Annotated in this window: 28 protein-coding genes; 12 read left to right on the top strand and 16 right to left on the bottom strand. The window is 72.4% G+C overall.

Going from position 1 to position 25,441, the window contains the following annotated elements:
* Positions 1 to 68 precede the first annotated feature (68 nt).
* The 3 genes from R4Z63_RS04270 to R4Z63_RS04260 form a co-directional block, all read right to left on the bottom strand.
* On the bottom strand, positions 69 to 1,226 hold the full coding sequence (locus R4Z63_RS04270) for an ROK family transcriptional regulator (RefSeq protein ID WP_037929123.1): 1,158 nt from the start codon (positions 1,224 to 1,226) through the stop codon (positions 69 to 71).
* A 112-nt stretch (positions 1,227 to 1,338) separates the two neighbouring features.
* On the bottom strand, positions 1,339 to 1,989 hold the full coding sequence (locus R4Z63_RS04265) for a response regulator (protein WP_037929111.1): 651 nt from the start codon (positions 1,987 to 1,989) through the stop codon (positions 1,339 to 1,341).
* A 4-nt stretch (positions 1,990 to 1,993) separates the two neighbouring features.
* The gene (locus R4Z63_RS04260; RefSeq protein ID WP_384449501.1) at positions 1,994 to 3,172 is read right to left on the bottom strand and encodes a sensor histidine kinase; all 1,179 of its coding nucleotides are present in this window, start codon (positions 3,170 to 3,172) and stop codon (positions 1,994 to 1,996) included.
* A gap of 108 nt (positions 3,173 to 3,280) precedes the next feature.
* On the opposite strand from R4Z63_RS04260, the gene R4Z63_RS04255 reads away from it, so the two are divergent.
* From R4Z63_RS04255 to R4Z63_RS04245, 3 genes are read left to right on the top strand one after another with little or no spacing between them, the layout of a single operon-like run.
* Complete coding sequence (locus R4Z63_RS04255) at positions 3,281 to 4,192, top strand: ABC transporter ATP-binding protein (RefSeq protein WP_384449505.1); 912 nt, start codon at positions 3,281 to 3,283, stop codon at positions 4,190 to 4,192.
* 28 nt (positions 4,193 to 4,220) lie between these two features.
* The gene (locus R4Z63_RS04250; RefSeq protein WP_384449508.1) at positions 4,221 to 4,970 is read left to right on the top strand and encodes an ABC transporter permease; all 750 of its coding nucleotides are present in this window, start codon (positions 4,221 to 4,223) and stop codon (positions 4,968 to 4,970) included.
* 40 nt (positions 4,971 to 5,010) lie between these two features.
* Positions 5,011 to 5,448, top strand: a complete 438-nt coding sequence (locus R4Z63_RS04245) for a hypothetical protein (protein ID WP_384449511.1) — start codon at positions 5,011 to 5,013, stop codon at positions 5,446 to 5,448.
* 136 nt (positions 5,449 to 5,584) lie between these two features.
* Here the strand turns inward: R4Z63_RS04245 and mug are convergent, their stop codons facing one another.
* From mug to R4Z63_RS04220, 5 genes are all read right to left on the bottom strand, one after another.
* A complete protein-coding gene (gene mug, locus R4Z63_RS04240) occupies positions 5,585 to 6,130 on the bottom strand; it encodes a G/U mismatch-specific DNA glycosylase (RefSeq protein ID WP_037929097.1) in 546 nt (181 codons plus the stop codon).
* Positions 6,127 to 7,560 (bottom strand): adenylosuccinate lyase, encoded by a 1,434-nt coding sequence (purB, locus tag R4Z63_RS04235; RefSeq protein ID WP_384449514.1) that lies wholly within the window; start codon positions 7,558 to 7,560, stop codon positions 6,127 to 6,129. Before purB ends, mug begins: the two co-directional genes overlap by 4 nt.
* Positions 7,561 to 7,631: 71 nt before the next feature.
* Positions 7,632 to 8,414: an SGNH/GDSL hydrolase family protein gene (locus R4Z63_RS04230; protein ID WP_384449517.1), complete on the bottom strand. Its 783-nt coding sequence runs from the start codon at positions 8,412 to 8,414 to the stop codon at positions 7,632 to 7,634.
* Between the two features lie 67 nt (positions 8,415 to 8,481).
* On the bottom strand, positions 8,482 to 9,507 hold the full coding sequence (locus tag R4Z63_RS04225) for a hemolysin family protein (RefSeq protein WP_384449519.1): 1,026 nt from the start codon (positions 9,505 to 9,507) through the stop codon (positions 8,482 to 8,484).
* Complete coding sequence (locus R4Z63_RS04220) at positions 9,504 to 10,856, bottom strand: hemolysin family protein (RefSeq protein WP_384449521.1); 1,353 nt, start codon at positions 10,854 to 10,856, stop codon at positions 9,504 to 9,506. The genes R4Z63_RS04225 and R4Z63_RS04220 overlap by 4 nt, the downstream gene beginning before the upstream one ends.
* A 209-nt stretch (positions 10,857 to 11,065) precedes the next feature.
* On the opposite strand from R4Z63_RS04220, the gene R4Z63_RS04215 reads away from it, so the two are divergent.
* Positions 11,066 to 11,503, top strand: coding sequence for a GNAT family N-acetyltransferase (locus tag R4Z63_RS04215; protein ID WP_037929084.1), 438 nt, complete (start codon positions 11,066 to 11,068; stop codon positions 11,501 to 11,503).
* Between the two features lie 223 nt (positions 11,504 to 11,726).
* On the opposite strand, the gene bioD is transcribed toward R4Z63_RS04215, so the two are convergent.
* The 3 genes from bioD to bioB are packed head-to-tail and all read right to left on the bottom strand — an operon-like array spanning position 11,727 to position 15,052.
* Positions 11,727 to 12,470 carry a dethiobiotin synthase gene (gene bioD, locus R4Z63_RS04210; RefSeq protein WP_384449524.1) on the bottom strand — a complete coding sequence of 248 codons (744 nt, stop codon included), beginning with the start codon at positions 12,468 to 12,470 and terminating at the stop codon, positions 11,727 to 11,729.
* Positions 12,471 to 12,480: 10 nt separating this feature from the next.
* Complete coding sequence (locus R4Z63_RS04205; RefSeq protein WP_037929078.1) at positions 12,481 to 13,803, bottom strand: adenosylmethionine--8-amino-7-oxononanoate transaminase; 1,323 nt, start codon at positions 13,801 to 13,803, stop codon at positions 12,481 to 12,483.
* A complete protein-coding gene (bioB, locus tag R4Z63_RS04200; RefSeq protein WP_384449527.1) occupies positions 13,796 to 15,052 on the bottom strand; it encodes a biotin synthase BioB in 1,257 nt (418 codons plus the stop codon). Before bioB ends, R4Z63_RS04205 begins: the two co-directional genes overlap by 8 nt.
* Before the next feature lie 156 nt (positions 15,053 to 15,208).
* Here bioB and R4Z63_RS04195 point away from each other — a divergent pair, with 156 nt between their 5' ends.
* On the top strand, positions 15,209 to 16,378 hold the full coding sequence (locus tag R4Z63_RS04195) for an 8-amino-7-oxononanoate synthase (protein ID WP_384449530.1): 1,170 nt from the start codon (positions 15,209 to 15,211) through the stop codon (positions 16,376 to 16,378).
* Between the two features lie 301 nt (positions 16,379 to 16,679).
* On the opposite strand, the gene R4Z63_RS04190 is transcribed toward R4Z63_RS04195, so the two are convergent.
* On the bottom strand, positions 16,680 to 16,910 hold the full coding sequence (locus R4Z63_RS04190) for a DUF397 domain-containing protein (RefSeq protein WP_037929070.1): 231 nt from the start codon (positions 16,908 to 16,910) through the stop codon (positions 16,680 to 16,682).
* Between the two features lie 13 nt (positions 16,911 to 16,923).
* Positions 16,924 to 17,808, bottom strand: coding sequence for a helix-turn-helix domain-containing protein (locus R4Z63_RS04185; protein ID WP_384449533.1), 885 nt, complete (start codon positions 17,806 to 17,808; stop codon positions 16,924 to 16,926).
* A 196-nt stretch (positions 17,809 to 18,004) separates the two neighbouring features.
* Here R4Z63_RS04185 and R4Z63_RS04180 point away from each other — a divergent pair, with 196 nt between their 5' ends.
* The 7 genes from R4Z63_RS04180 (at position 18,005) to R4Z63_RS04150 (ending at position 23,349) form a co-directional block, all read left to right on the top strand.
* Positions 18,005 to 18,454, top strand: coding sequence for an ATP-binding protein (locus R4Z63_RS04180; protein WP_384449536.1), 450 nt, complete (start codon positions 18,005 to 18,007; stop codon positions 18,452 to 18,454).
* A 347-nt stretch (positions 18,455 to 18,801) separates the two neighbouring features.
* Positions 18,802 to 19,104, top strand: a complete 303-nt coding sequence (locus R4Z63_RS04175) for an urease subunit gamma (RefSeq protein WP_037929061.1) — start codon at positions 18,802 to 18,804, stop codon at positions 19,102 to 19,104.
* Between the two features lie 16 nt (positions 19,105 to 19,120).
* Complete coding sequence (locus R4Z63_RS04170) at positions 19,121 to 19,432, top strand: urease subunit beta (RefSeq protein ID WP_037929059.1); 312 nt, start codon at positions 19,121 to 19,123, stop codon at positions 19,430 to 19,432.
* Positions 19,425 to 21,146 (top strand): urease subunit alpha, encoded by a 1,722-nt coding sequence (locus R4Z63_RS04165; protein WP_037929057.1) that lies wholly within the window; start codon positions 19,425 to 19,427, stop codon positions 21,144 to 21,146. Before R4Z63_RS04170 ends, R4Z63_RS04165 begins: the two co-directional genes overlap by 8 nt.
* A gap of 13 nt (positions 21,147 to 21,159) precedes the next feature.
* Positions 21,160 to 21,834: an urease accessory protein UreF gene (locus R4Z63_RS04160; RefSeq protein ID WP_384449541.1), complete on the top strand. Its 675-nt coding sequence runs from the start codon at positions 21,160 to 21,162 to the stop codon at positions 21,832 to 21,834.
* A 37-nt stretch (positions 21,835 to 21,871) separates the two neighbouring features.
* The gene (gene ureG / locus R4Z63_RS04155; protein WP_384449544.1) at positions 21,872 to 22,567 is read left to right on the top strand and encodes an urease accessory protein UreG; all 696 of its coding nucleotides are present in this window, start codon (positions 21,872 to 21,874) and stop codon (positions 22,565 to 22,567) included.
* Complete coding sequence (locus tag R4Z63_RS04150; protein WP_384449547.1) at positions 22,564 to 23,349, top strand: urease accessory protein UreD; 786 nt, start codon at positions 22,564 to 22,566, stop codon at positions 23,347 to 23,349. Before ureG ends, R4Z63_RS04150 begins: the two co-directional genes overlap by 4 nt.
* A 76-nt stretch (positions 23,350 to 23,425) precedes the next feature.
* Here the strand turns inward: R4Z63_RS04150 and R4Z63_RS04145 are convergent, their stop codons facing one another.
* The 3 genes from R4Z63_RS04145 to R4Z63_RS04135 form a co-directional block, all read right to left on the bottom strand.
* On the bottom strand, positions 23,426 to 24,136 hold the full coding sequence (locus R4Z63_RS04145) for a lysophospholipid acyltransferase family protein (RefSeq protein ID WP_384449550.1): 711 nt from the start codon (positions 24,134 to 24,136) through the stop codon (positions 23,426 to 23,428).
* Positions 24,137 to 24,218: 82 nt separating this feature from the next.
* Positions 24,219 to 24,377, bottom strand: a complete 159-nt coding sequence (locus R4Z63_RS04140) for a hypothetical protein (RefSeq protein ID WP_037929045.1) — start codon at positions 24,375 to 24,377, stop codon at positions 24,219 to 24,221.
* 32 nt (positions 24,378 to 24,409) lie between these two features.
* Entirely contained in the window at positions 24,410 to 25,366 is a 957-nt protein-coding gene (locus R4Z63_RS04135) for a cytochrome c oxidase assembly protein (RefSeq protein WP_037929043.1), read from the bottom strand.
* Positions 25,367 to 25,441: the final 75 nt, after the last annotated feature.

Genomic DNA, 25,441 nt, shown 5'->3' with positions numbered 1-25,441 from the left:
CGGCGGTGCGCCGGTCCCCGGGTCTGCAGGTCCCCGGGCAGGAGCGCTGCGTCCCACTGCGCGTGGCGTCAGCGGCTGCGGGCCGTGACGGTCTTCTCCACGGCGAAGAGTTCCTCCTCGACGTGGTCGAGCGCGAGCCTGAGGGCACCGGTCGCCACTGCCGCCTCGCCGAGCAGCGACAGGGCCACCCGCGGCGGGCGCAGGCAGTAGCGTGCCAGCTCCCGGCGCAGCGGCTCCAGGACCCCGTCCAGGCCGGCCGCCCAGCCGCCGACGACCACCAGCTCCGGATCCATCGCCAGGACCAGCGCCGCCACGTCGTGCACCAGGCGCTGCAGGAACCGGTCCACGGCGGCGACGGCCCGCTCGTCGCCGCGCTTGGCCTTCGCGAACACCTCGGCGACCGCCGGCTCGTCGAGCGGGTGCAACGGCTCGCCGGTCGTGGACAGCAGCCGCTCGGGCGTCGCCTCACGGCCCAGCAGGTGCAGGGCGCCGATCTCCCCGGCCGCCCCGCCGAAGCCCCGGTGGAGCCGGCCGCCGATGAGCGAGCCCGCACCGGGGCTGAGCCCCGCCATCACGAACACCATGTCCCCGGTGTCCCGCGCGGCGCCCTTCCAGTGCTCGGCGACCGCTGCCGCGTTGGCGTCGTTCTCCACCTGCACCGGGCAGCGGAACGAGCGCCGCAGCCGGTCCCCGAGGGGCAGCCCGGTCCAGCCCGGCAGAGCGGTCCCGAGACGTACCGTGCCGTCCGCCTCCACGATCCCGGGGCTGCCGACCCCGACCGCCCGCAGGGAGTCACGCGGCACGCCTGCCCGGCGCAGCAGGTCGGCGACGGCCGCACGCACCCGCTCCAGCCGCTCGTCGGCCGAGGCCGTCTCGGCGACCTCCTTGGTGCCCGCGCCGATGATGCGGCCGTCCAGCCCGGACAGCAGCACCGCGACCCGGTGCGCGCCGATCTCTATGCCGAGCAGGTGCCCCGCCTCGGCCCGGAACCGGAACCGACGGGCCGGCCGCCCCTGCCGCCGCGCGCCCTCCTCCGCTTCGGCCTCGACGACGAGCCCAGTCCCCATCAGCCCCTCCACGACCCCTTCGACGGTCGGCCGGGAGAGGCCGGTCAGCCGTGTCAGGTCGGTGAGCGTTGGCGACCCGGCCGTGCGCAGTGCCCGCAGCACCACCGCGGAATTGATCCGCCGGAGCAGAGAAGGATCCCCGCCGGTCAGCTGCCCCAACGTGTGTCCTCCCAGCTAGCGAGCTTGTCAGCCGGATCGTACTGCGCGGTGGGTACGGCGGCGAGAAGCAGCCCCCCATCAGCCGGAGCGTCGCCCTGCCGCCCGGGGTCGCTCAGGCGGGTGAGACGAACCCGGACTCGTACGCGGTGATCACCGCTTGCGTGCGGTCGCGGACCCCCAGCTTCGCCAGGATCGCACTGACATGTGACTTGACCGTCTCCGTCCCGATGATCAGCTCGGAGGCGATCTCCACATTCGTGAGCCCCCGGGCCACGAGCCGTAGGACCGCCTCCTCCCGCTCGGTCAGGGCGGCCCGCTCCAGTACCTCCCGCGCCTGCCGGTTGCCGTATTCCGCGGCCAGGGCCCGCACGGCCGCAGGGAAGAGCAGCGTCTCGCCCTCCGCGACCAGCCGTACCGCGTGCACGATCTCCGAAGGCCGGGCCCGCTTCAGGAGGAACCCGTCCGCTCCGGCCCGCAGCGCCTGGTAGACGTACTCGTCGTTCTCGAAGGTGGTCACAACGAGGATCTTCGGCGGGGAGTCCACCGTCCGCAGCACCGCGCGGGTCGCCTCGATCCCGTCGAGCAGAGGCATCCGCACGTCCATGGCCACCACGTCCGGCCGCAGCTGCCGCACGAGCGGGATCACCGAGGCGCCGTCGGCTGCCTCACCGACCACCTCGATGTCGGGTTGGGAGTCCAGGACGGCCCGCAGACCAGCGCGGACCAGGGGTTCGTCGTCGACGAGCAGTACGGTGACCGGCATCCGGTCAGCGTATTCGCTCCAGCGGAAGCCGTGCGCGCACCCGCCAGCCACCCTCGTACGGTCCGGTCTCTGCCTCCCCGCCGAGCAGGGCGGCGCGTTCCCGGATGCCGCGCAGTCCGCTGCCGCCGCCGAGCGAGAGACCGGGCCTGCCCCGCAGGGCGTTCGTCACCTCCAGATCAAGCCGGTCCACGGTCACCGCCACCCGCACCCGGACCGGTACCGGCCCGCAGTGGCGCAGCACGTTGGTGAGCGACTCCTGCAGGATGCGGTAACCCTCCCGGGTGACCGGCCCCGGCAGCTGCTCCACCGGCCCGGTGAGCTTCGCGTCCACCTCGGAGCCGGAAGCACGGGCCGATTCCAGCAGCCGGTCGGCCTCGGCCAGTGTCGGCCTTCGCGACGGCGGCTGACCGGACTCCCTCAACACCCCGAGTACCCGCTCCAGGTCCTCCAGCGCGGCCCGGCCCGTCTCCTCGATGGCGCACAGCGCCCGGTCGGTGAAGGCGGCATCACCCGCGGCGCGGGCCGCCCCCGCCTGAACCACCGCCACCGTGAGCGCGTGCCCGATCGAGTCGTGCAGCTCCCGTGCGATCCGGGTGCGCTCCAGCAACTGCTCCGTACGTGCCTCCAGTGCGCTCAGCCGCTCGGCCGCCGAAGGGCCCAGCAGCCGGGTGGCAATGGCAGTGATCAGCTCGCCGAGCAGGACCACGACGACCATCAGGGCGACGAGCGGAAGAGGCGCCAGCAGCGCGGCGACCCAGCGGCGCTCCGGCATGAAGGGCGTCAGGGGCCCGGGATCCGACGCATACCCGAGAGCGTGAGAGATGAGCTCGACGGTCAGCACGGGCAGCCAGACGGTGGCGGCCATCGCGCCCGTCGCGACGACCATCCGTGTCTCCAGCCACAGCACCGTGCGCCAGCGGTCACCCCAGCGAGCAGAAGGAGCAAGGCTTATGGCGCCGTCGGGGGACCCGCGATCGTACGGGGTGAGGAGGAACTGAGCCTGGAGGCCCTCCGCGAGCCGCACCCAGGGCACCAGCCCGAACGGCAGGACGAGCAGCAGCGGTCCCCACGGCCAGTCCGGCACCACGAACATCCACATGGCCACCAGTAGCAGCGGCACACAGAGGTGCAACCAGCGTGAATAGGTCACTGGTTGGAACGGAGCCCGCAGCAGTCGGTACATGCCTCCATGGTGGCAGCGCCCTCCTCACGGCCGTCTCCCCCACGTGGGGGAGACGGCACCCTCGCACGGGGGAGGGAGAGGATTGGGGACGGCGGCGAGCCTTGAGCCATGAACAGCCTCGAGTTCCGAGAACTGACCAAGGTATACGGCGCCCACCGTGCGGTGGACGGCCTCACCTTCGACGTCCTGCCCGGCCGGGTCACCGGCTTCCTGGGCCCCAACGGCGCCGGGAAGTCGACCACCATGCGCCTCCTGCTGGGTCTGGACCGGCCCACCTCCGGAACCGCCACGATCGGCGGCCGGCACTACCGGGACCTGCCGGACCCGCTGCACCGGGTCGGGGCCCTCCTGGACGCCCAGTCTGCGCACAGCGGCCGGACCGCCCGCGACCACCTGTGCCTCCTCGCCGCCGCCGGCCGTATCGCGCCCCGCCGGATCGAAGAGGTCCTGGAGCAGGCCGGAATGGCCTCCGTGGCCGGGCGGCGGATCAAATCCTTCTCACTGGGGATGCGCCAGCGCCTCGGCATCGCCGCCGCGCTGCTGGGCGAACCCGGGGTGGTCATCCTGGACGAGCCGGCCAACGGGCTCGACCCCGAGGGCATCATCTGGATCCGCGAGCTGATGCGCAGCCTCGCCGCCGAAGGGCGCGTCGTTCTTGTTTCCAGCCACCTCATGTCCGAGACCTCGGCGCTCGCCGACCACTTGGTCGTCCTCGGCGGGGGCCGGCTGCTGGCCGACACGTCGATGGCGGAGTTCATCGACGCCCGCAGCACCCGCAGAGCGCGCCTGCGGACCTCCGAACCGGTGCGGCTGCGGGCCGCTCTGGCCCGGGACGGCTTCGCCCTGGCCTTGGCCGACGAGGGGCGATGGACCGTCGAAGGCATACAGGCGGAGGAGCTCGGCAACCTGGCAGCCCGAGAGGGCATCCCCGTGCTGGAACTGTCCGACGAGCGCGCCTCACTGGAGCAGGCGTACCTCGATCTCACAGCGGAACACGCACAGTTCACCGCGACTCGCTGACGTCACCGACCCTCAAGGAGGCCCCGCCGTGCGTGCCGCCCTGCCCACCGTCCCCGCCCTGCACTCGGAATGGATCAAGATACGGTCCCTGCGTGGAACGCTCGGGGGGCTTATAGCCACTTTCGTCGTCACCGTGGGAGTCCAGGCCCTGATGGCTTCTGCCACCGGCCGGTCCGAAGGCGGAGGCCTGGGTGACGATCCGCTCTTCGCCGCTTTCTCCGGCATCTCCTTCGGCCAGATCGCCGCCATGGTCTTCGGCGCCGGCGCTGTGTCCTGCGAGTTCCACAACAGGGCGCTGAGCACCTCACTGACGGCGGTGCCGAACCGAACGCGTTTCTACCTGTCGAAGATCGTGACGTTGGGCGTCCTGGCCTTGATGGCGGGTCAGGTCACCGGGCTGGCCACCTTCGTCGCGGGGCAGGCGTTCATGGGCCGGCACGCCCTCGAGCTCGGCGACCCGGGCACTTACCGCGCGGTTGTCGGCAGCGGGCTCTACCTCACACTGATGGTGCTGTTCGCGGCCGGACTGACCGCGGTCCTGCGCAGCGGGACCGTCGTCCTCAGCCTGCTCATACCCTTCGTACTGATCGTGTCCTTCGTCGTCGGTGAGGCTGCAGGGGGTGCGGCCCGCTTCCTGCCGGACCATGCCGGGCAGTTGGTGCTGCGCTCCCGGACAGAGGGCGACCTCGGCCCCTGGACCGGGCTCGGCGTGACGGCCCTGTGGGCCGGGGCCGCGATGCTCAGCGGCTGGCTGGCGGTGTGCCGGAGGGACGCGTGACACCGGGCCAATTGTCAGTGCGGCTGGGGATACTGACGCCATGACCACGGCAGAGCACCTCGACACGATCGACCGGCTTCTGGCGAAGGAGTTCCCACAGGTGCCGGTCCGGACCGTCGACAGCAGCAGCGGTCCGGGATTCCATCTGGTGGGCCTGTCCCGGACGCGGGGCTTCTGGGACGACGACGGCTCGGGCCGCATCGAGGCCGCCGACCAGATCAGTGCCGAGTACGGGGCGCTCACCCAGGCCATGACCAACCGGTGGGGCGATCCGCACATCTTCAGCCTGGGGACGCTGAGAGACCGTGTGCTGGAAGGGGAGGCGATACCGGAGCCGTGGAAGGAACTGAGCTGCGGCACCGACCACGTCCACCTGTGGCGGGCCGGGGAGCGCTGGCTGGTGGCCTGCGTGACACAGTGGGACAGCGAGGACCCCTACTTGCTGACGGCAGGGGCCACGGTCGCGGATCCGCCCTAGGCACATACCTGCCGGAGCGTGGCCACATCCAGGTCTGGGGAACGGCGCGATCGGGACCGGGTTCCACTGGGCCGAGGTCCGGACGTCCTGGTCGATCGCTGCCGGGCCGACCGGCCTGCCCGGTCCGCCACACGCTCTAGTCGGCCGGGGATTCCGCGGCCTCGCGGAGGCGGGCGTACTCCTGGGCCATGGAGTCCGCGGTCCAGTGGGCGTTGAGGCCGCTGGGGTTGGGAAGGGCCCAAATGCGGGTGGAGCCGATGGTGCGCTCCTGGGGGCCGATCTGTGCCTTCTTCTCGCCGAAGGCCGTGCGATAGGCGGTCACTCCCACCACTGCCAGCCATTGGGGGCGCAGGAGTTCCACCTTGGCCGTCAGGATGCGGCCGCCCTCGCGGAACTCCTCCGCGCTCAACTCGTCGGCGCGGGCCGTGGCGCGCGCCACGACGTTGGTGATGCCGAGGCGGTAGGCGAGGAGCTCCTCCTGCTCGGCCGGTGCCAGGCGGCGAGGGGTGAAGCCCGAGAGGTGCAGGACCGGCCAGAAACGGTTGCCGGGGCGGGCGAAGTGGTGGCCCGTCGCGGCGGAGAGGAGGCCGGGGTTGATGCCGCAGAACAGCACGCGCAGACCGCCCGCGACCACGTCCGGGAGGACGCGGTCGCGGGCGGCTGCCAGTTCCTCGGGGCTCAGAGGATCGACCCCGGCGCGTACCCGGCGGCCTCCGGGTGCTGCTTGGCGATCGCCTCGATGCGAGAGAGGACCGCGGCGACCTGGTCGCCCGCGGCTCCGGTGAAGGAGAGCTTGTCCGCCATCAGTGCGTCGAGCTGGGGCCGGTCCAGCGGCATTCGCTCGTCGGTTGCCAGCTTGTCCAACAGCTCGTTGCGCTCGGCGCCCTGCTCGCGCATGGCGAGCGCGGAGGCCACGGCGTGCTCCTTGATGACCTCGTGCGCGGCCTCGCGGCCCACACCCGCACGCACCGCGCCCATCAGGACCTTCGTGGTCGCGAGGAACGGCAGGTAGCGGTCCAGCTCACGAGCAACGACCGCGGGGAATGCGCCGAACTCGTCCAGGACCGTCAGGAAGGTCTCCAGCAGGCCGTCGAAGGCGAAGAAGGCGTCGGGGAGGGCCACTCGGCGGACCACGGAGCAGGAGACGTCGCCCTCGTTCCACTGGTCGCCGGCCAGCTCGCCAGTCATCGAGGCGTAGCCGCGCAGGATGACCATGAGGCCGTTCACGCGCTCGCAGGAACGGGTGTTCATCTTGTGCGGCATCGCGGAGGAGCCGACCTGGCCGGGCTTAAAGCCCTCAGTGACCAGTTCGTGGCCTGCCATCAGGCGGATCGTCTTGGCGATCGAGGAGGGTGCTGCGGCCAGCTGGACCAGCGCGGTGACCACGTCGTAGTCGAGGGAGCGCGGGTACACCTGGCCGACCGAGGTGAAGGCGTGCGCGAAGCCGAGGTGGGCGGCGATGCGCTGCTCGAGGTCGGCGAGCTTGGTGGCGTCGCCGGCGAGCAGGTCGAGCATGTCCTGGGCGGTGCCGACCGGGCCCTTGATGCCGCGCAGGGGGTAGCGCTCGAGGAGGTTCTCCAGGCGGTCGTAGGCCACCAGCAGTTCGTCGGCCGCCGTCGCGAACCGCTTGCCCAGGGTGGTCGCCTGCGCGGCCACGTTGTGGGAGCGGCCGGCCATGACCAGCTCGGCGTGCTCGCCGGCCAGCTTGCCGAGGCGGGCGAGCACGGCGACCGTGCGGTCGCGGGCCAGCTCCAGCGAGAGGCGGATCTGTAGCTGCTCGACGTTCTCGGTCAGGTCGCGGGAGGTCATGCCCTTGTGGACGTGCTCGTGGCCGGCGAGGGCGTTGAACTCCTCGATCCGGGCCTTCACGTCGTGCCGGGTGATCTTCTCGCGCTCGGCGATGGAGGCGAGGTCGACGTCCTCCAGGACGCGCTCGTAGTCGGCGAGGGCCGCGTCCGGGACCTCGATGCCGAGGTCCTTCTGGGCGCGCAGCACGGCGAGCCACAGCCGCCGCTCCAGCGTCACCTTGTACTCGGGGGACCACAGCACGGCGAGCTCCGCGGAGGCGTAGCGGCCGGCCAGGACATTGGGGATGCGGGGCTTGGCAGTCACGTGTAGGGATTCTACTTGGGCCGCAGCTGTGTGTTTACGCAGGTCGGGCCGCCGGTCGTGATTGTGCCTTGCTACGAGAGCGGTGCGTCTCCGTAGGGCTGTAGCTCGGGGCGCTTGGCCGGCCGGCCGTCGCCGGAGGAGCGGCCCGTCAGCCGGCGGCCGATCCAGGGGAGCAGGTGCTGCCGGGCGAAGCTCAGGTCCTGGGCCCGGCGTACCGCCCAGCCGGGCGGTTTGGAGGTCGGAAGCTCGCCGCGCCAGTCGAGTGTGGCGGGCAGGCCCAGCGTCTGCCAGACGGCCTCCGCCACCCGACGGTGGCCCTCCGCCGTCAGGTGCAGCCGGTCGGCGTCCCACATCCGGGGGTCTGCGAGCACGGGAGCCCCGTAGAGGTCGACCACCAGTGCGCCGTGCCGGGCCGCGAGCTCGTCGATGGTGGCGAAGAGCTGTTCCATGCGGGGGCGGAAGCGTTCCATCACCGGCCCGCTGCGTCCCGGGGAGCGCATCAGGACGAGCTGCTTGCACGAGGGCGCGAGCAGCTCCACGGCCGCCTCCAGATGGTCCCGGACCAGCCCCATGTCCACCTTGGGGCGCAGGGCGTCGTTCAGCCCGCCTACCAGGGTGACCACGTCCGCGCCCATCGCGGCCGCCACCGGGGCCTGGTCCTGCGCGATCTGCCCGATGAGCTTTCCCCGGACGGCGAGGTTCGCGTAGCGGAAGCCCGGCTCGCGCGCCGCGAGACGGGCGGCCAGCAGGTCGGCCCAGCCCCGGTAGGAGCCGTCCGGCAGGAGGTCGGACATGCCTTCGGTGAAGGAGTCGCCGACCGCGACAAGACTGGTGTAAGAGGCATTCATCTCCATGGCCGAGTGATGTTACCGCGCGGTACCCCTGCCCCGCAGGGCCGGGGACCCGTGCTCCCGCCGTGCCCTACGCGGAGGCAGGTCGTCCGAACAGCTCGCGCAGCACGTCTTCCATCGTCACCAGCCCCGTCATCGCGCCCTCCGCCCCGAGGACGGCTGCCAGGTGGGTGCGGCTGCGCCGCATGGCGGTCAGTACGTCGTCCAGCGGGGTCTCCGCCCGTACCTGCGCGATCGGGCGCAGCGCCGACGCGGGAAACGGCTCTTCGCGCGACTCCCCGTCCGCATCCAGGGCGTCCTTCACGTGCAGGTAGCCCAGGATCCCCTGCTGCGCATCGACCACCGGGAAACGGGAGTACCCGCTCTCGGCCGACAGCCGCTCCAGCCCGGCCGGCGTGACGCCCTCACGGGCCGAGATCACCCGTTCCGCCGGCAGTACCACGTCGTTCACCGGCCGGCGGCCCAGTTCCAGGGCGTCGTGCAGGCGCTCGCTGGCCCGGTCGTCGAGGAGCCCGGCGTCACTGGAGTCCTTCACCATCCGGGCCAGCTCGTCGTCGGAGAACGTCGCCGCGACCTCGTCCTTGACTTCCACCCGCAGCAGCCGCAGCAGGGCGTTGGCGAAGGCGTTGATCGTGAAGATCACCGGCCTCAGCGCCCGGGTGAGCGTGACCAGCGGCGGCCCCAGCAGGAGTGCCGTGCGCACGGGCTCCGACAGAGCCACGTTCTTCGGGAGCATCTCGCCGAAGAGCATGTGCAGATACGTCGCCAGGGCCAGTGCCACCACGAAGGAGATCACGTGCGTCAGCCCGGACGGCACCCCGACCAGGTCGAACAGCGGGGTCAGCAGATGGGCGATGGCCGGCTCGGCCACCACGCCCAGCACCAGTGTGCACAGGGTGATCCCGAGCTGGGCCGCGGCCATCAGGGCCGACACGTGTTCCAGCCCCCACAGGACGGCACGGCCCCGCAGGTCGCCCTGCTCGGCATACGGTTCGATCTGGCTGCGCCGGACCGAGATCAGCGCGAACTCCGCGCCGACGAAGAAGGCGTTCAGGACCAGCGTCGCCAGGCCGATCACCAGCTGGATCACGGTCATCGTGCGTCCTCCGTCCCGTCCGCGGACCCGGCCGACCCGGCGGGCCCGAAGGGCGCGTGCAGCAGCACCCGCGCCGCCCGGCGTCCGATGTCGTCCACTACGTCCAGCCGCCAGCCGTCGAGCTCCAGACTGTCGCCGACGGCCGGGATCCGGCCCAGCTCGGTCGCTATCAGGCCGGCCAGGGTCTCGTACGGGCCGTCCGGCACCCGCAGCCCGATCCGCCGAAGCTGGTCGGTGCGGGCGGCACCGTCGGCGGAGTACAGCCGGCGCCCGGCGGCGTCCGTACCAGCCGGGGCCAGGTCCGGGGTCTCGTGCGGGTCGTGTTCGTCGCGCACCTCGCCGACAACTTCCTCGACGATGTCCTCCAGCGTCGCCACGCCCGCCGTGCCGCCGTATTCGTCGATGACCACGGCCATGGTCTGCTTGCCGGACAGCCGGTCCAGCAGGCGGTCCACGGTCAGCGACTCCGGTACCAGGAGGGGTTCGCGCAGGAGCTGCGAGACCGGGCGGCGGCGCCGCTCCTCGGCGGGCAGGGCCAGGACGTCCTTGATGTGGACGGTGCCCACGACGGTGTCCAGGCTGCCGCGGTACACGGGGAAGCGGGAGAGGCCGGTGGCCATTGTCGCGTTCGCCACGTCCTCGGCGGTGGTCTGTACGTCGAGGGCGGTGACCTGGACGCGCGGCGTCATCACGTTCTCCGCGGTCAGGTCGGCCAGGTTCAGGGTGCGGACGAACAGCTCGGCCGTGTCCTTCTCCAGGGCGCCCTCCTTCGCGGAGTGCCTGGCCAGGGCGACCAGCTCCTGCGGGGTGCGCGCGGAGGCCAGCTCTTCGGTCGGCTCCATCCCGAAGCGGCGCACGAGGTGGTTCGCCGTGGTGTTGAGGTGGCTGATGAGCGGCCGGAACGCCCGGCTGAAGACGCGCTGGAAGGTCGCCACCCGCTTGGCGATCACCAGGGGGGAGGAGATGGCCCAGTTCTTCGGCACCAGTTCGCCGACGACCATCAGGACGACGGTGGACAGGGCCGTTCCGAGGACCAGGGCCGTGGACGAGGCGGCGCCCGCGGACAGCCCGGCGGCCTCGAAGGGGCCCTGCAGCAGGGCGGCGATCGACGGCTTGGAGATCATGCCGATGACCAGGCCGGTCACGGTGATGCCGAGCTGGGCGCCGGAGAGCTGGAAGGTGAGGGTGCGGACGGCCGCGAGGGCGCTGTCGGCACCGCGCTCACCGCGCTCAGCGGCCCGTTCGAGCTCGCTGCGCTCGACGGTCGTGAGGGAGAACTCGGCCGCGACGAAGACGCCGCAGGCAAGGCAGAGCAGCAGTGCCACGACGAGCAGGAGCACCTCGGTCATCGGTCGATCACCTCCGTCCCATGGTCGGCCAGGAGGAGGCGGATCGCGCGACGTCGCGGCGACGCGGAAGGTCGAGGACTCGGGGGCTCGCCCATGGGCGGACGCTCACACACCTTTCCGTCGAGTGGATCCGCTCCTGACGGCAAAGGAACGGCAAAGCGGATGGGGAACCCTCCCCGCGTCGTGCGGCCGGAGGGTGGGATGCGGGCATGAGCGATCTTCACATAGGCCCGGCCTCGGCCGGGGATCTCGGTGCCGTACTGGAGTTCTGGAAGACCGCGGCCCAGGGGACCAGCATCAGCGACGACCTCGCGGGCGTCGAGCAGCTCCACGAACGGGACCCGCAGGCGCTGCTGCTGGCACACCGCGACGGTGAGCTGGTCGGGACGGTGATCGCGGGCTTCGACGGCTGGCGCTGCCACCTCTACCGGCTCGCCGTGCACCCGGGGCACCGGCGGCGCGGTACAGGCCGCGCACTGCTCGCCGCCGCCGAGGAGCGGTTCGCCGCGCTCGGCGGGCGGCGGGCCGACGCGATGGTGCTCGATGGGAACGAGCGGGCGCACCCGGCGTGGGAGGCGGCCGGTTACGGGCCGCAGGAGGCGTGGACGCGGTGGGTGAAGCCGCTCGCCCCGCCGGCGGGGCCGTAGCGGTCCGGGGCCGTGTCCCCGGACCGTCCGGTGCGAGGCCGTGGTGGAGGGCTCCGCCCACCCCGCGTCGGCGGAGCGCGATGGCCGGCGCTCCGCCCCGGGCTCCGCGCCGCGCAGGCCGGCCCCGGGCTCGGGGTCCCCGGCGGTGCCGCACAGCCGGACCCGGTGCCCCGGGCCGGGCTCGGGGTCCGGAGGGCCAGCCCTTCCCCTGCGGGTGCGGCGGTCAGGCGCCGGCGGTGACGAACGCCGGCGGGGACCAGGTGGTGAGGAAGGACTGCGCCGACCAGGTGCCCGAGAGGGGCGGGGCCAGCCAGGAGGGGGCCGCGGCGCGGAAGCGCTCGGGGGGCAGGGTGCCCGAACCCTCCGGGACCGCGCCCAAGAGCGGCAGCTCCGAGGACCTCGGGAGGTCCGCCAGGTTGCAGCGGGCCGCGAGGTCCGGGGAGTGCGGCCAGCTGCCGACCACCACACCCAGCGGGGTCAGACCGCGGACCCGCAGGGCTTCCGCCGTGAGGGTCGTGGAGTTGAGGGTGCCCAGACCCGCCTGGGCGACGATCAGGGTCGGGGCGTCCAGCAGGCGCGCCGCGTCGGCCAGCGTGTGGCCCGCCTCGTCGAACTGCACGAGCAATCCGCCCGCACCTTCCACCAGGACCAGGTCGTGATCCTCCGACAGCCGCCGCGCGGCCTCCGCGATCTGCGCCGGGGCCAGTGTCGGCAGCCCCGCGCGACGGGCGGCCGTGTCCGGCGCCAGGGGCTCCGGGTAGCGGGCCAGTTCCATCGCCGTCACGGAGGGGCCGGCCAGCCGTGCCACCTCCGCCGCGTCCCCCGGCTCCTGCGGACCGACACCGGTCTGTGCGGGCTTGAGCACCGCCACCGAGCGGCCGGCCGCCACGGCCGCCGCCGCCACGGCAGAGGTGACCACGGTCTTGCCGATCTCCGTGCCCGTCCCGGACACGATCAGTACGGACATCTGCGCTTTCTCAGCCTTCCTGGGCCGCCGCGCACACCGCGCGGCAGATACGGGTCACGTCCGCGTCGCCCGTGACGAACGGCGGCATCACATAGATCAGGTCCCGGAACGGCCTCAGCCACACGCCCTCGCGCACCGCCGCCCGGGTGGCCGCGACGACGTCGACCTCGTGGTCCAGCTGGACCACGCCGATGGCGCCCAGGACCCGTACGTCCCGCACACCGGGGATCCCGGCCGCGGCCGCCAGGCCCTCGCGCAGCCCCGTCTCGATCCGCTTGACGTCGAACGCCCAGTCCTGGCCGAGCAACAGTTCCACGGAGGCCAGCGCCACGGCCGTGGCCAGAGGGTTCCCCATGAAGGTCGGTCCGTGCGCCAGCACCGGGACCTCGCCCTGGGAGATCCCGTCCGCCACCCGCTCCGTGCACAAGGTCGCCGCCAGCGTGAGGTAGCCACCCGTCAGGGACTTGCCCAGGCACATCACGTCCGGGGTGACTCCGGCGTGGTCGGCCGCGAAGAGCGCGCCGGTACGGCCGAAACCGGTGGCGATCTCGTCAAGGATCAGCAGGACCCCGTACTCGTCGCACAGTTCGCGCAGCACCCGGAGGTGGGCGGGGTGGTGGAAGCGCATGCCGCCCGCGCCCTGCACCACCGGCTCCACGATCACGGCGGCCAGCTCGTCCGCGTGCGTGGCGATCATGCCGCGCAGGTGGTCGGCGTACGCGGGATCCACGGGCGTGTCGAAGCCGCCCGGCGGGGCGTCCGCGAAGACCTGCCGCGGCAGGTGGCCCTGCCACAGCTCGTGCATGCCGCCCTCCGGGTCGCACACCGCCATGGGCTGCCAGGTGTCCCCGTGGTAGCCGCCGCGCCAGGTGAGCAGCCGGGTCTTGCCGGTGCGCCCGAGCGAACGCCAGTACTGGAGGCACATCTTGACGGCGACTTCGACGGAGACCGAACCCGAGTCGGCGAGGAAGACGTGTTCCAGTCCGGGCGGGGTGATCTCGACGAGCTTCGCCGCGAGCCGGACGGCGGGCTCATGGGTGAGCCCGCCGAACATCACGTGCGACATGCGCCCGAGCTGCGCGGTCACTGCCTCGTTGAGCACCGGGTGGTTGTAGCCGTGGATGGCCGACCACCAGGAGGACATGCCGTCGACCAGCTCGTCGTGACCTTCCCCCTGGGACGGGTCGGCGAGCCTCAGCCGCACCCCCGTGGCGGAGGCGATGACCAGCGGCTCCTGCCGTCCGGGCATCGGGCCGTACGGGTGCCAGACGTGCTGCCGGTCCAGCGCGAGCAGTTCCGCACCGGCCGACCGCGGGTGGGACCGGTCAGGCATTGGGCGCGATGTCCGTCCCCGCGCCGCGGCGGCGCACCGCCACCAGGTCCGACCGCAGCTCGCCGGGCCCGGCCTGGGCCGGCTGCTCCGGCACCGGCGCGGCCTCCGCGTGCGGGTGCCCCGAACAGCCGCCGCACGCCGATCCGCAGCCCACGGCGTCGTCGGCCCCGGCCGCGCCCGAACCGCACACCGAGGCACCGCCCCGGGAACCGCAGCCGCTGGAGGGGGCCGCGTCGGCGGCGTCGGAGCGGTGCGCGGGAAGGGTCGTCGTACCGGCGCCCTCCACCTCGAAACCGGCGTCCGCGATCATGTCGAGGTCGGCCTGGCCGGCCTGCCCCTCACTGGTGAGGTAGTCACCGAGGAAGATCGAGTTGACGATGTTCAGCGCCAGCGGCTGCAGCGAGCGCAGGTGCACCTCGCGCCCGCCCGCCAGCCGGACCTCGACGTCGGGGCAGACGAACCGCGCCATCGCCAGGATCCGCAGGCAGCGCTGCGGGGTGAGGTTCCACTCCTTGGCCAGCGGCGTGCCCTCGAAGGGGATCAGGAAGTTGACCGGGACCGAGTCGGCGTCCAGCGCGCGCAGCGAGAAGACCACGTCGACGAGGTCCTCGTCGGTCTCGCCCATGCCGGCGATCAGGCCCGAGCAGGCCGACAGGCCCGCCGCGTGGGCCTTCTCCACGGTGTCCACGCGGTCGGCGTAGGTGTGGGTCTTGGTGATCTGGCCGTAGGTGGCCTCGGAGGTGTTCAGGTTGTGGTTGTAGGCGTCTGCGCCGGCCTCGCGCAGCTTCTCCGCCTGGCCGTCCGAGAGCAGACCGAGGCAGGCACAGACCTCGATGCCCTCGTTCTGTTCCTTGATCGCCTCGATCGTCTTGCCGACACGCTCCACGTCGCGGTCCGTCGGCCCGCGGCCGCTCGCCACCAGGCAGACCCGCTTGGCCCCGCCCGCAACACCCGCGGCGGCGGCCTGGGAGGCCTCCTCCGGCTTGAGCCACGTGTACTTGAGGATCCCGGCCGTCGAGCCCAGCCGCTGGGAACAGTAGGAGCAGTCCTCCGGGCACAGGCCCGACTTCAGGTTGACCAGGTAGTTCAGCTTGACCCGACGCCCGAACCACTGACGGCGCACCTTGCCGGCCGCGGCCACCACGTCGAGCAGTTCGTCGTCAGAAGTCGCCAGTACGGCGAGCGCTTCTTCGCGGGTCGGCAGCTCGCGCCGCAGCCCCTTGTCCACCAGGGTGTTCAGCAGGTCCATGGAGCTGATCCTGGACCACTCGACCCATCCCGGCCAAGGAGAGATCGCACAACATGGCCGGATGGGTGTGTGTGTATCACCACACCTGGCGGACACGTCGCGGCGGCTAGGGTCGGGCAGGCCTGTGGACTGCCGACAAAACACGAGGACATGCCGATGCCCCAGCACACTCCCGATCCCGCGGACGTCTTCGCCTGGATCGACGCCGCGGAGCGGGCACGGGAGCATGCCGGGCTGGTCCGCACCCTGCGCCCCCGGCCGCCGGTGTCGCCGCTGCTGGACCTCGCGAGCAACGACTACCTCGGCCTGTCCCGGCACCCCGAGACCGTCCGCGGGGCCCGCGAGGCGGCCGAGGGCTGGGGCGCCGGGGCCACCGGCTCCCGCCTCGTCACCGGCACCACCGAACTCCACGCGGAACTGGAACGGGAGCTCGCGGCCTTCTGCGGGTTCGAGGCCGCGCTCGTCCTGTCCTCCGGATACGCGGCCAACCTCGCCGCGGTGACGGCGCTCAGCGACCGGGGCACGCTCGTCGTCTCCGACGCCGGCAACCACGCCTCCATCGTCGACGGCTGCCGACTCTCGCGCGCCGAGACCGCGGTGGTCGCGCACGCCGACCCGGACGCCGCGCGCAAGGCGCTCGCCGCGCATGCGGGCCGGGCTCTGCTGGTCACCGACTCGGTGTTCTCCGTCGACGGCGACGCCGCCCCGCTGGGAGCCTACGCGGCCGTGTGCCGGGACGGGGGAGCGGCCCTGCTCGTGGACGACGCCCACGGACTGGGCGTATTGGGTGAGGGCGGCCGTGGTGCGCTGCACGCCGCCGGGCTGGCCGGCGCGCCCTACGTGGTGGCCACCCTGACCTTGTCGAAGTCGCTGGGCAGCCAGGGAGGTGCCGTGCTCGGCCCGGCCAAGGTGATCAGGCACCTGGTCAACACGGCGCGCACCTTCATCTTCGACACCGGGCTGGCCCCGGCCGCCGCGGGAGCGGCACTGGCGAGCCTGCGCCTTCTCCGGCGGGAGCCGGAGCGCGCCGACCGGGCTCGCGAGGTGGCCGACCGGCTGTACGGGAGGCTCACTGCCGCCGGGCTGACCGCGGCCCGGCCGGACGCGGCCGTGGTGTCGGTGCGTGCCCCGTCGGCTCCGGAGGCGCTGCGCTGGGCCGCCGACTGCCGCGAGGCGGGTCTGTCCGTGGGGTGCTTCCGCCCGCCGTCGGTGCCGGACGGCATCTCCCGGCTGAGGTTGACCGCCCGGGCCGACCTCACGGGGGAGGAGATCGATCGGGCGGTCACGACGATCGTCGCCACCGCGCCTGCCGGGGCCGCGCCGTAGGGCGGGTCGTGAACGCCGCGCCTGCCCTACGGTGCCCGGCACGCACGCCCGCCGCGTGGTCGGGATCGTCCGATTGCGCCCGGTACGGGACGGTCCTGCGCCGTGCGAGCGCACGCACCGGACGCCGCGGGGCCCGTCCCTCGGGCGGACGGCGCCACTGTCGCCACACGCCCTGAGAGGGCCGCTGCCGTGGCCGCGAAGGTCCACTGGGTCACGGCACGAGGCGGGGGTCCGCGCCCCCGCTGGGACCGCCCGGCGGGTGGCCTGCGGCGCTGTGCGGTGTGCTGCCGCGGCCCGGGCCTTAGGCGGACGCGGGCGCCCCGGTCCGTACGGAGGCGAGGAAGCCGTCCCAGGCCGGGCCTGTGAAGAGTACGGCCGGGCCGTCCGTCCGCTTGGAGTCGCGGACGGCCAGCAGACCGCCGCCGAGGACGGCCGCCTCCACGCAGTTGTTCATTCCGGTGCTGCGGCTGCTGCGCCGCCACCGCGGAGCTCTGATCAGAAGTCCGCCGGTGCTTAAGGGGGTTGCGGACACGGGGGTGCCTCCTCTACGCGTCGTCAGCGAGTGAGCTGATGAGTTCACAAGAGTCCTGGGGCGGCAGGGCGTGCGCCTGGATGGTGCGGAACGCGGCGCCGTACGCCTCTAGGTCTTCCTTCCGCTCCAGATAGAGGCTACTCGTCAAATGGTCGAGTACCACCACATCCAGATCGGAGATGTTCGTAAATGAGAAAATGACGAACGGTCCGGTGAGGCCGAGATGGCCACCCACACTGAACGGCAGTACCTGGACGTTCACCTGGGGGAGCCGTGCCACCTGCGCCAGGTGCCGCAGCTGCTCCGCCATCACCCCGGGCCCGCCGATCTGGCGGCGCAGCACCGCCTCGTCCAGCACCGCGCTCAGCTCCAGCGGCGGATCGGCCCGCAGTACCGCCTGCCGGGCCAGTCGTACGTCGACCAGCGCGTCCACCTTCGGTTCCGGAAGCCCGCCGAGCGCGGCCCGGGTCACGGCCCGTGCGTACTCGGGGGTCTGCAACAGCCCGGGCACCACCGACAGTTCCACCGTACGGGCGGACCGGGCTCCCGCCTCCAGGCTGATGAAGTCCCGGTACTCCTGGGGCAGCAGCCCCCGGTAGTCGTGCCACCACTGCCGTCCCCGCCCCGTGTCGCCGCCCGTTCCGGGGCCTGCGGCCGAGGCGGACAGGGCCTCCAGTAAAGCGCGTTGCTCCGGGCTCACGACCTCCCCGTAGGCGTCGAGGAGCAGCCGGATGTCCTCCGGTTTCACGCCGCTGCGGCCCGTCTCGATGCGGCTGATTTTCGACTGGTGCCATCCCACGATCCGGGCAGCCTCACCACTGGTGAGGCCCGACCGGTCACGCAGGGCACGCAGTTCCTCGCCGAGCTTGCGTCGGCGCACCGCGGGACCGTGCTGCACGCCCGCCTCCTTCCACCGGCGCAGGTCGCACCAGTTTGCCGTCCAAATACGCTCTTCCGTAGCAGAGTTCACTGCATCGGGCGACAGATATATGCAGATCTTTGGGGAAAAGCAGATGTGGCGGCACGATGGGTGGCAGTCTGGCGTCCAGCACAGATCCGGGGCGATTCCGCTCCGGTGGGAAAGGGACGTCGCCATGGCAGACCACCAGGAAGCATCCATCACTCTGCCGAGCGATCCCGCCTCGGTGGCCGCTGCCCGACGCTATGTCGGGGAGGTGCTGGGCGCATGGGGGCTGCCCGAAGACGCCGAGGCCGCGGACAGTATCCGGCTGATCGTCTCAGAGCTCGCCACCAACGCCGTGCAGCATACTTTCGGCCAGTCGCCGACCTTCACCGTCGACCTCCGTCTGGAGCGCGAGGAGTGGCTGCGGGTCGGGGTGACCGACAGCTGTCCGCGCCGGCCCAAGCGGCTTCCGGCCGCCGTCCAGCAGGACAACGGCCGCGGGCTGGTCATCATCCGCTGGCTCGCCGTGGAGGCGGGGGGCCGGCTCTCGGTCACCCCCGCCGAGGACGGCGGCAAGACGGTCTGGATCGCGCTGCCCTGGACCGCGGCCGCGCCGGCCGCCGCCGCCGGGGGCTGCTGACCGCAGGCCGCACCGCCGAACCCACCGCGAACGCCGGGCGGCCCTCGGGGCCCCCGGCGTCTTCCGTATACGGAAGTCCCGGCCGGCGGGCCGCCGGCCCGAACCGGGTGCCTTCCCGAAACGTGGGTTAACTCTGCGGAAAAGATCGGCCCATAGCGTGGCGGGCACGTGCGTCCGCCATTGATCACCCATCGGCCGGTAAAGCCGCGGTCGGCGCAACGGAAAGCCTTCCCCTGCGTTGGGCAAGAGACGCTTGGGTCGGAAATGCGCAGGTCAACAGAGTGTTGAACGCCTATAAGGTCACCTCGGCGCGAAGTCGATCTTGTCCCGGAAGCATGGTGATACGAGTGCAACTGACACCGCACGAACAGGAGCGACTGCTCCTCCACGTGGCCGCGGACGTGGCCGAGAAGCGGAGGGCGCGCGGAGTGCGCCTGAACCATCCCGAGGCGGTGGCGCTGATCACTTCGCACATCCTCGAAGGGGCCCGCGACGGCCGGACGGTGGCCGAGCTCATGGCCTCCGGCCGCACCGTGCTGACCCGGGCCGAGGTCATGGAGGGGATCCCCGAGATGATCCACGACGTGCAGGTCGAGGCGACCTTCCCGGACGGCACGAAACTCGTCACGGTCCACGACCCCATCGTCTGACAAGGAGTACCCCCGCATGATCCCCGGCGAAATCGCCTTCGGGGAGGGCCCGGTACTGCTCAACGAGGGCCGCCCCGTCACCCGTCTCACCGTGCTCAACTCCGCCGACCGGCCCGTCCAGGTCGGCTCCCACTACCACTTCGCCGAGGCCAACCCCGGCCTCGACTTCGACCGTGCCGCGGCCCACGGGCTGCGCCTCAACGTCCCCGCCGGTACGGCCGTCCGCTTCGAGCCGGGCATCCCGGCGGCGGTGGAACTCGTCCCGCTGGCGGGCTCGCGGACCGTACCGGGACTGCGCGGCGAGACCGGAGGGCCGCTCGATGGCTGAGATCTCCCGCCAGGTGTACGCCGACCTCTTCGGGCCGACGACCGGCGACCGGATCCGGCTCGCCGACACCGACCTCTTCGTCGAGATCGAGCAGGACCTCGGCGGCGGCCCCGGCCGCTCCGGCGACGAAGCCGTCTTCGGCGGCGGCAAGGTCATCCGCGAATCCATGGGCCAGGCCCGCACCACCCGCGCCGAGGGCGCACCCGACACGGTGATCACCGGGGTCGTGATCCTCGACCACTGGGGCATCGTCAAGGCCGACCTCGGCATCCGCGACGGTCGGATCTGCGGCATCGGCAAGGCCGGCAACCCCGACACCATGGATGGCGTCGACCCGGCACTGGTCATCGGTCCCGAGACCGAGATCATCGCGGGCAACGGGAAGATCGTCACCGCCGGGGCCATTGACGCCCACGTGCACTTCATCTCCCCGACCGTCGTCGACGAGGCCCTCGCCTCCGGGATCACCACCCTGGTCGGCGGCGGTACCGGACCGGCCGAGGGCACCAAGGCCACCACCGTCACCCCCGGCCCCTGGCACCTGGCCCGGATGTTCGCGGCGCTGGAGGCCTACCCGGTCAACATCGGCCTCCTCGGCAAGGGCAACACCACCTCGCGCGAGGCGATGCACTCCCAGCTGCGGGGCGGAGCCCTCGGATTCAAGATCCACGAGGACTGGGGAGCCACCCCCGCGGCCATCGACGCCTGCCTCGGCGTCTGCGACGAGACCGGCGCCCAGGTCGCCATCCACACCGACACGCTCAACGAGGCGGGCTTCGTCGCCGACACCCTCGCGGCCATCGCCGGGAGGACGATCCACTCCTACCACACCGAGGGCGCGGGCGGCGGGCACGCACCCGACATCATCACCGTGGTCTCCGAGCCGAACGTCCTGCCCAGCTCCACCAACCCCACCCGGCCGCACACCGTCAACACCGTCGAGGAACACCTCGACATGCTGATGGTCTGCCACCACCTCAACCCGGCCGTCCCCGAGGACCTCGCCTTCGCCGAGTCCCGCATCCGACCCTCGACGATCGCCGCCGAGGACGTGCTGCACGACCTCGGCGCCATCTCCATCATCTCCTCCGACTCCCAGGCCATGGGCCGTGTCGGCGAGGTCGTGCTGCGCACCTGGCAGACCGCCCACGTCATGAAGCGGCGACGCGGATTCCTCCCCGGCGACGGACCCGCCGACAACCACCGGGCCCGCCGCTACGTCGCCAAGTACACGATCAACCCCGCCGTGGCCCAGGGGATCGCCCGCGACGTCGGCTCGGTCGAGACCGGCAAACTCGCCGACCTGGTGCTGTGGAACCCTGCCTTCTTCGGCGTCAAGCCCGAGCTCGTCATCAAGGGCGGCCAGATCGCCTACGCGCAGATGGGCGACGCGAACGCCTCCATCCCCACCCCGCAGCCCGTCCTGCCCCGGCCGATGTTCGGCAGCCACGGCCGCGCCCCCGGCCTGAACTCGCTGAACTTCACGGCCCAGGCCGCGCTCGACGACGGCCTGCCCGAACGGCTCGGACTCGGCAAGCGGTTCACCGCCATAGAGAACACGCGGAAGGTGACCAAGGCGGACATGCGCAACAACGACGCCATGCCGCGGGTCGAGGTCGACGCCGACACCTTCACCGTCACCATCGACGGCGAAGCGATCGAACCGGCGCCCGCCGCGGAACTGCCCATGGCCCAGCGCTACTTCCTCTTCTGATGGGGTCCGCCACATGAGCCTCGCCGCGCTCCTCGTCCTCGCGGACGGCCGGTTCCCCGCAGGCGGCCACGCCCACTCCGGCGGGGCCGAGGCCGCCTGCAAGGCCGGCCGGATCCACGACGCCGCCACCCTGGAGGACTTCTGCCGCGGCCGGCTGCACACCGCCGGGCTCACCGCGGCGGCCCTCGCCGCGGCGGCCGCCGTCGGGCTCGACCCCGCCGTGCTCGACTCCGCGGCCGACGCCCGCACCCCGTCGCCCGCCTTGCGCACCGCGGCGCGGCGGCTGGGCCGCCAGCTGCTGCGGGCCGCGCGGGCCACCTGGCCCGACCCCGGCCTGGAGCAACTGGCCGCGGCGTTCCCGCGCGGCGCCCACCAGCCCGTCGTGCTCGGCCTCACCGCCCGGGCGGCCGGGCTCGGGCCGCTCGACGCCGCCCACGTGGCGGCGTACGAGAGCGTCGGCGGACCGGCGACCGCCACCGTGCGGCTGCTGGGCCTGGACCCCTTCGAGGCGAGCGGGGTGCTGGCCCGGCTCGCCCCCGAGCTCGACGCGGTCGCGGCCCGGGCCGCCGAGGCCGCCCACCAGGCCCTGCTGGACGGGCCAGGAGCCCTGCCCGCGGCCTCCTCGCCGCTGCTGGAGATCACGGCCGAGGTCCATGCCGACTGGCCGGTCCGGCTGTTCGCCTCCTGACCGACCGCCGCCCCCCTTCGACCCCCGGGAGCCCCCGATGCACCTCGACCACGCCGTCACCCCCACCCACCGGCACACCCACAGTGCCGAACCGCTGCGCGCCGACGGCACCCGGCGCGCCCTGCGCATCGGCCTCGGCGGCCCCGTCGGCTCCGGCAAGACCGCCACCGTCGCCGCCTTGTGCCGCGCCCTGCGCACCGACCTCTCCATGGCGGTCGTCACCAACGACATCTACACCCGCGAGGACGCCGAGTTCCTGCTCCGCGAGGCGGTCCTGCCACCGGAGCGGATCAGCGCCGTGGAGACCGGGGCCTGCCCCCACACCGCCATCCGGGACGACATCTCCGCCAACCTGGAGGCCGTGGAAGAACTGGAGGAGGCCTTCCGCGGACACGCCCCGCTGGATCTGATCCTCGTCGAGTCCGGCGGCGACAACCTCACCGCCACCTTCTCCCGGGGCCTCGTCGACGCCCAGATCTTCGTCATCGACGTGGCCGGCGGTGACGACATCCCGCGCAAGGGCGGGCCCGGCGTCACCACCGCCGACCTCCTCATCGTCAACAAGACCGACCTCGCCCCCCATGTCGGATCCGACCTCGGTCGGATGGCCCGCGACGCCGCCGAACAGCGCGGAGACCTGCCCGTCGCCTTCCAGTCGCTGCGCGGCCCCGAAGGCGTGGCCCCGGTCGCCGGCTGGGTCCGGGAGCGGATCGCCGCCTGGACCGTACGGTGACCACGGCGCCCCCCGCCCCCCGGCCCGCCGCCGGAGTACGGGCCACCGCCCGCATCCACGCCGTGGCCGACGGGCGGGGCGGGACCGCGCTGCCCCTGCTGGCCGGGGAGGGCCCGCTCGCCCTGCGCCGCACCCGCGGCCGGGAGGCCGAGGCGGGGGTCGTCCTCGTCGGAGCGATGAGCGCCCCGCTGGGCGGCGACCACCTCACGGTCCGCGCCACCGCAGGAACCGGGGCCCGGCTGTCCCTGGCCTCGGCGGCGGCCACCCTGGCCCTGCCCGGCCGGGACGGCGAACCCGCCCGCTACGACGTGGAGCTGGACCTGGACGACGACGCCTCGGTGCGGTGGCTGCCGGAGCCGCTCGTCTCGGTCCGCGGCAGTGACCTGCGGGTGCGCACCCAGGTCCGGCTGGCCCCTACCGCGCGCCTGCTGCTGCGCGAGGAGCAGGCGCTGGGACGCCACGGGGAGCCGCCCGGTCTGCTGCGCAGCCGCCTCACCGTCACCCACGGCGGCCGCCCGCTGCTGGACCAGGAGCTCGCCTGCGGCCCCGGCGCACCCGGCGGCTGGGACGGCCCGGCCGGCCTCGCCGGACACCGGGCCGTCGGCCAGCTCCTCGTCGTGGACCCCGCCTTCGCGCAGGACCCGCCGCCGGCCGCGGTGCTGGGAGAGTGCGCCGTCGCGACCCCGCTCGCGGGTCCGGCCGTCCTGGTGACGGCCCTGGCCGGGGACGCCCTCCGGCTGCGCGAGGTCCTCGACGCGGCCTGCCGTACCTATCACCGCTGACGCGGACGACCCGGCCACCGTCGGCCGTACCCGGCCGTTCGGCCGCCGCGGCGCAGACCCGTGAGGAGGGGCAGGCTCAGCGCGTGCTGCGCCGGGCCCTCTTGCGCGCCTGCTCCTCCTCGGCCTTCACCTCGGCCGCGTACCGGTCGACGTACTCCTGCCCGGAAAGGCCCAGGATCGCGTACATGATCTCGTCGGTGACCGCCCGCAGGACGGCGCGCTCGCCCTCCATGCCGGCGTACCGGGAGAAGTCCAGCGGCTCACCGAAGCGGATCGTCACCCGCCGGATGTTGGGGATCTTCTGGCCGGGCGGCTGGATCTCGAAGGTGCCCACCATCGCACAAGGGATGACCGGCACCCCGGCGCCCAGGGCCATCGCGGCCACCCCCACCTTGCCCTTGTACAGCCGGCCGTCGTGCGAGCGGGTGCCCTCCGGGTAGATGCCCAGCAGCTCGCCCCTGGCCAGCACCCCCAGCCCCTCGCGCAGGGCGGCCCGGCCGGCGTCCTTGCCGGACCGGTCCACCGGGATCTGCCCGGCGCTGCGGAAGAACGCCGCGGTCAGCCGGCCCTTGACTCCCGGACCGGTGAAGTACTCGGCCTTCGCGAGGAAGGTGATCCGACGCGCCAGGATCGCGGGCATGAGGAAGTGGTCGGAGAACGACAGGTGATTGCCCGCGACGATCGCGGCGCCCTGCGCGGGGACGTTCTCCAGCCCCTCGATCCGCGGCCGGAACAGCAGCCTCAGCAGAGGTCCGAGGAGCACGTGCTTGAGCAAGTGGTAGAACACCAGGCCGCTCCTGTCGGTATCCCGTCGTCACGGCCATTTTACGGACGGTGAGCTCCGGGACGAGGGGCGGCGGCGGCCTTCCTCAGGTACTGCGTGAGGCGGCCATCCCGGCGGTGAGAAGCCCCAGCACCACCCAGCCGAACCACAGCCAGCCGTTGCTGCCGAGGACCACCGAGTACGTGGCGACGGCCACCAGTGCGGCGAAGGTCATCACTGCCATCGCCTTAACGGATCCGGTCATGCCCCATGGTGGCGCGCCGGAGCGGGATCGCGCTACCGGCCACGCGCCTGAAGCGAGGCGAGATACGCGTTGTACGCCTCCAGCTCCCGGTCGCCGTTGCGGTCCGCGGCCCGGTCGGAGCGCTTCGCGGTCCGCTGCTCGGAGTGGTACCACTGGTAGATCAGGGCGATCAAGACCAGTACCGAGGGGATCTCGCTGAAGGCCCAGGCGATGCCGCCGCCCCACTGCTGGTCGAGCAGCGGATCGATGCCGAGGGATGCGGGCGGGTTCGCGTACGTCTTGATCATCGGCTGGCTCGCCATCATCAGGGCGATGCCGAAGAAGGCGTGGAAGGGCATGCCCGCGAAGAGCTCCAGCATCCGCATGACATAGCCCGGACGGTGCGGACCGGGGTCGATGCCCATGATCGGCCAGAAGAAGATCAGACCGACGGCGAAGAAGTGGACCATCATCGAGATGTGCCCGGCCCGGCTCTCCATCAGGAAGTCGAAGAGCGGGGTGAAGTACAGCGCGTAGAGGCTGGCGATGAACATCGGGATCGTGAACGCCGGATGGGTGATCACCCGCATGTACCGGCTGTGCAGCAGCGCCAGCAGGAGCTCGCGCGGCCCCTTGCGCCCGCGGGCGGCGGGCGGCAGGGCGCGCAGGGCCAGCGTCACCGGTGCGCCCAGCAGCACCAGGATCGGGGTGACCATGCTGATCACCATGTGCTGGACCATGTGCACGCTGAACATCACCATGCCGTAGTCGTTCAGCCTGGTGCACATCACGAGGAGCACGGTCAGCACGCCCAACGTGAAGGCGATGGTGCGGCCCGGCGCCCAGGAGTCCCCTCGCCGGCGCAGCCGCAGCACGCCCCACCCGTACAGAGCCAGCCCGAGCAGGGAGCCGAACAGGAAGAACGCGTCGAAGGAGAACTCCAGTCCGCGCCCGAGAGTGAACGGCGGCAAGTCCATGTGCAGGTCCATGCCGTGCCCGCTGTGGTCCATCTGTTCACTCCCTCGACTGTGCTGCCCCACCACAGTAGTGCCGCCCCCGTACGCTCGTGCGCGCGGGGGCGGTCT

It is taken from the genome of Streptomyces sp. PL-29 (genome assembly GCF_058344425.1).
The sequence above is the reverse complement of the archived record's forward strand: the minus strand, read 5'-3'. Positions and strand labels throughout refer to the sequence as shown.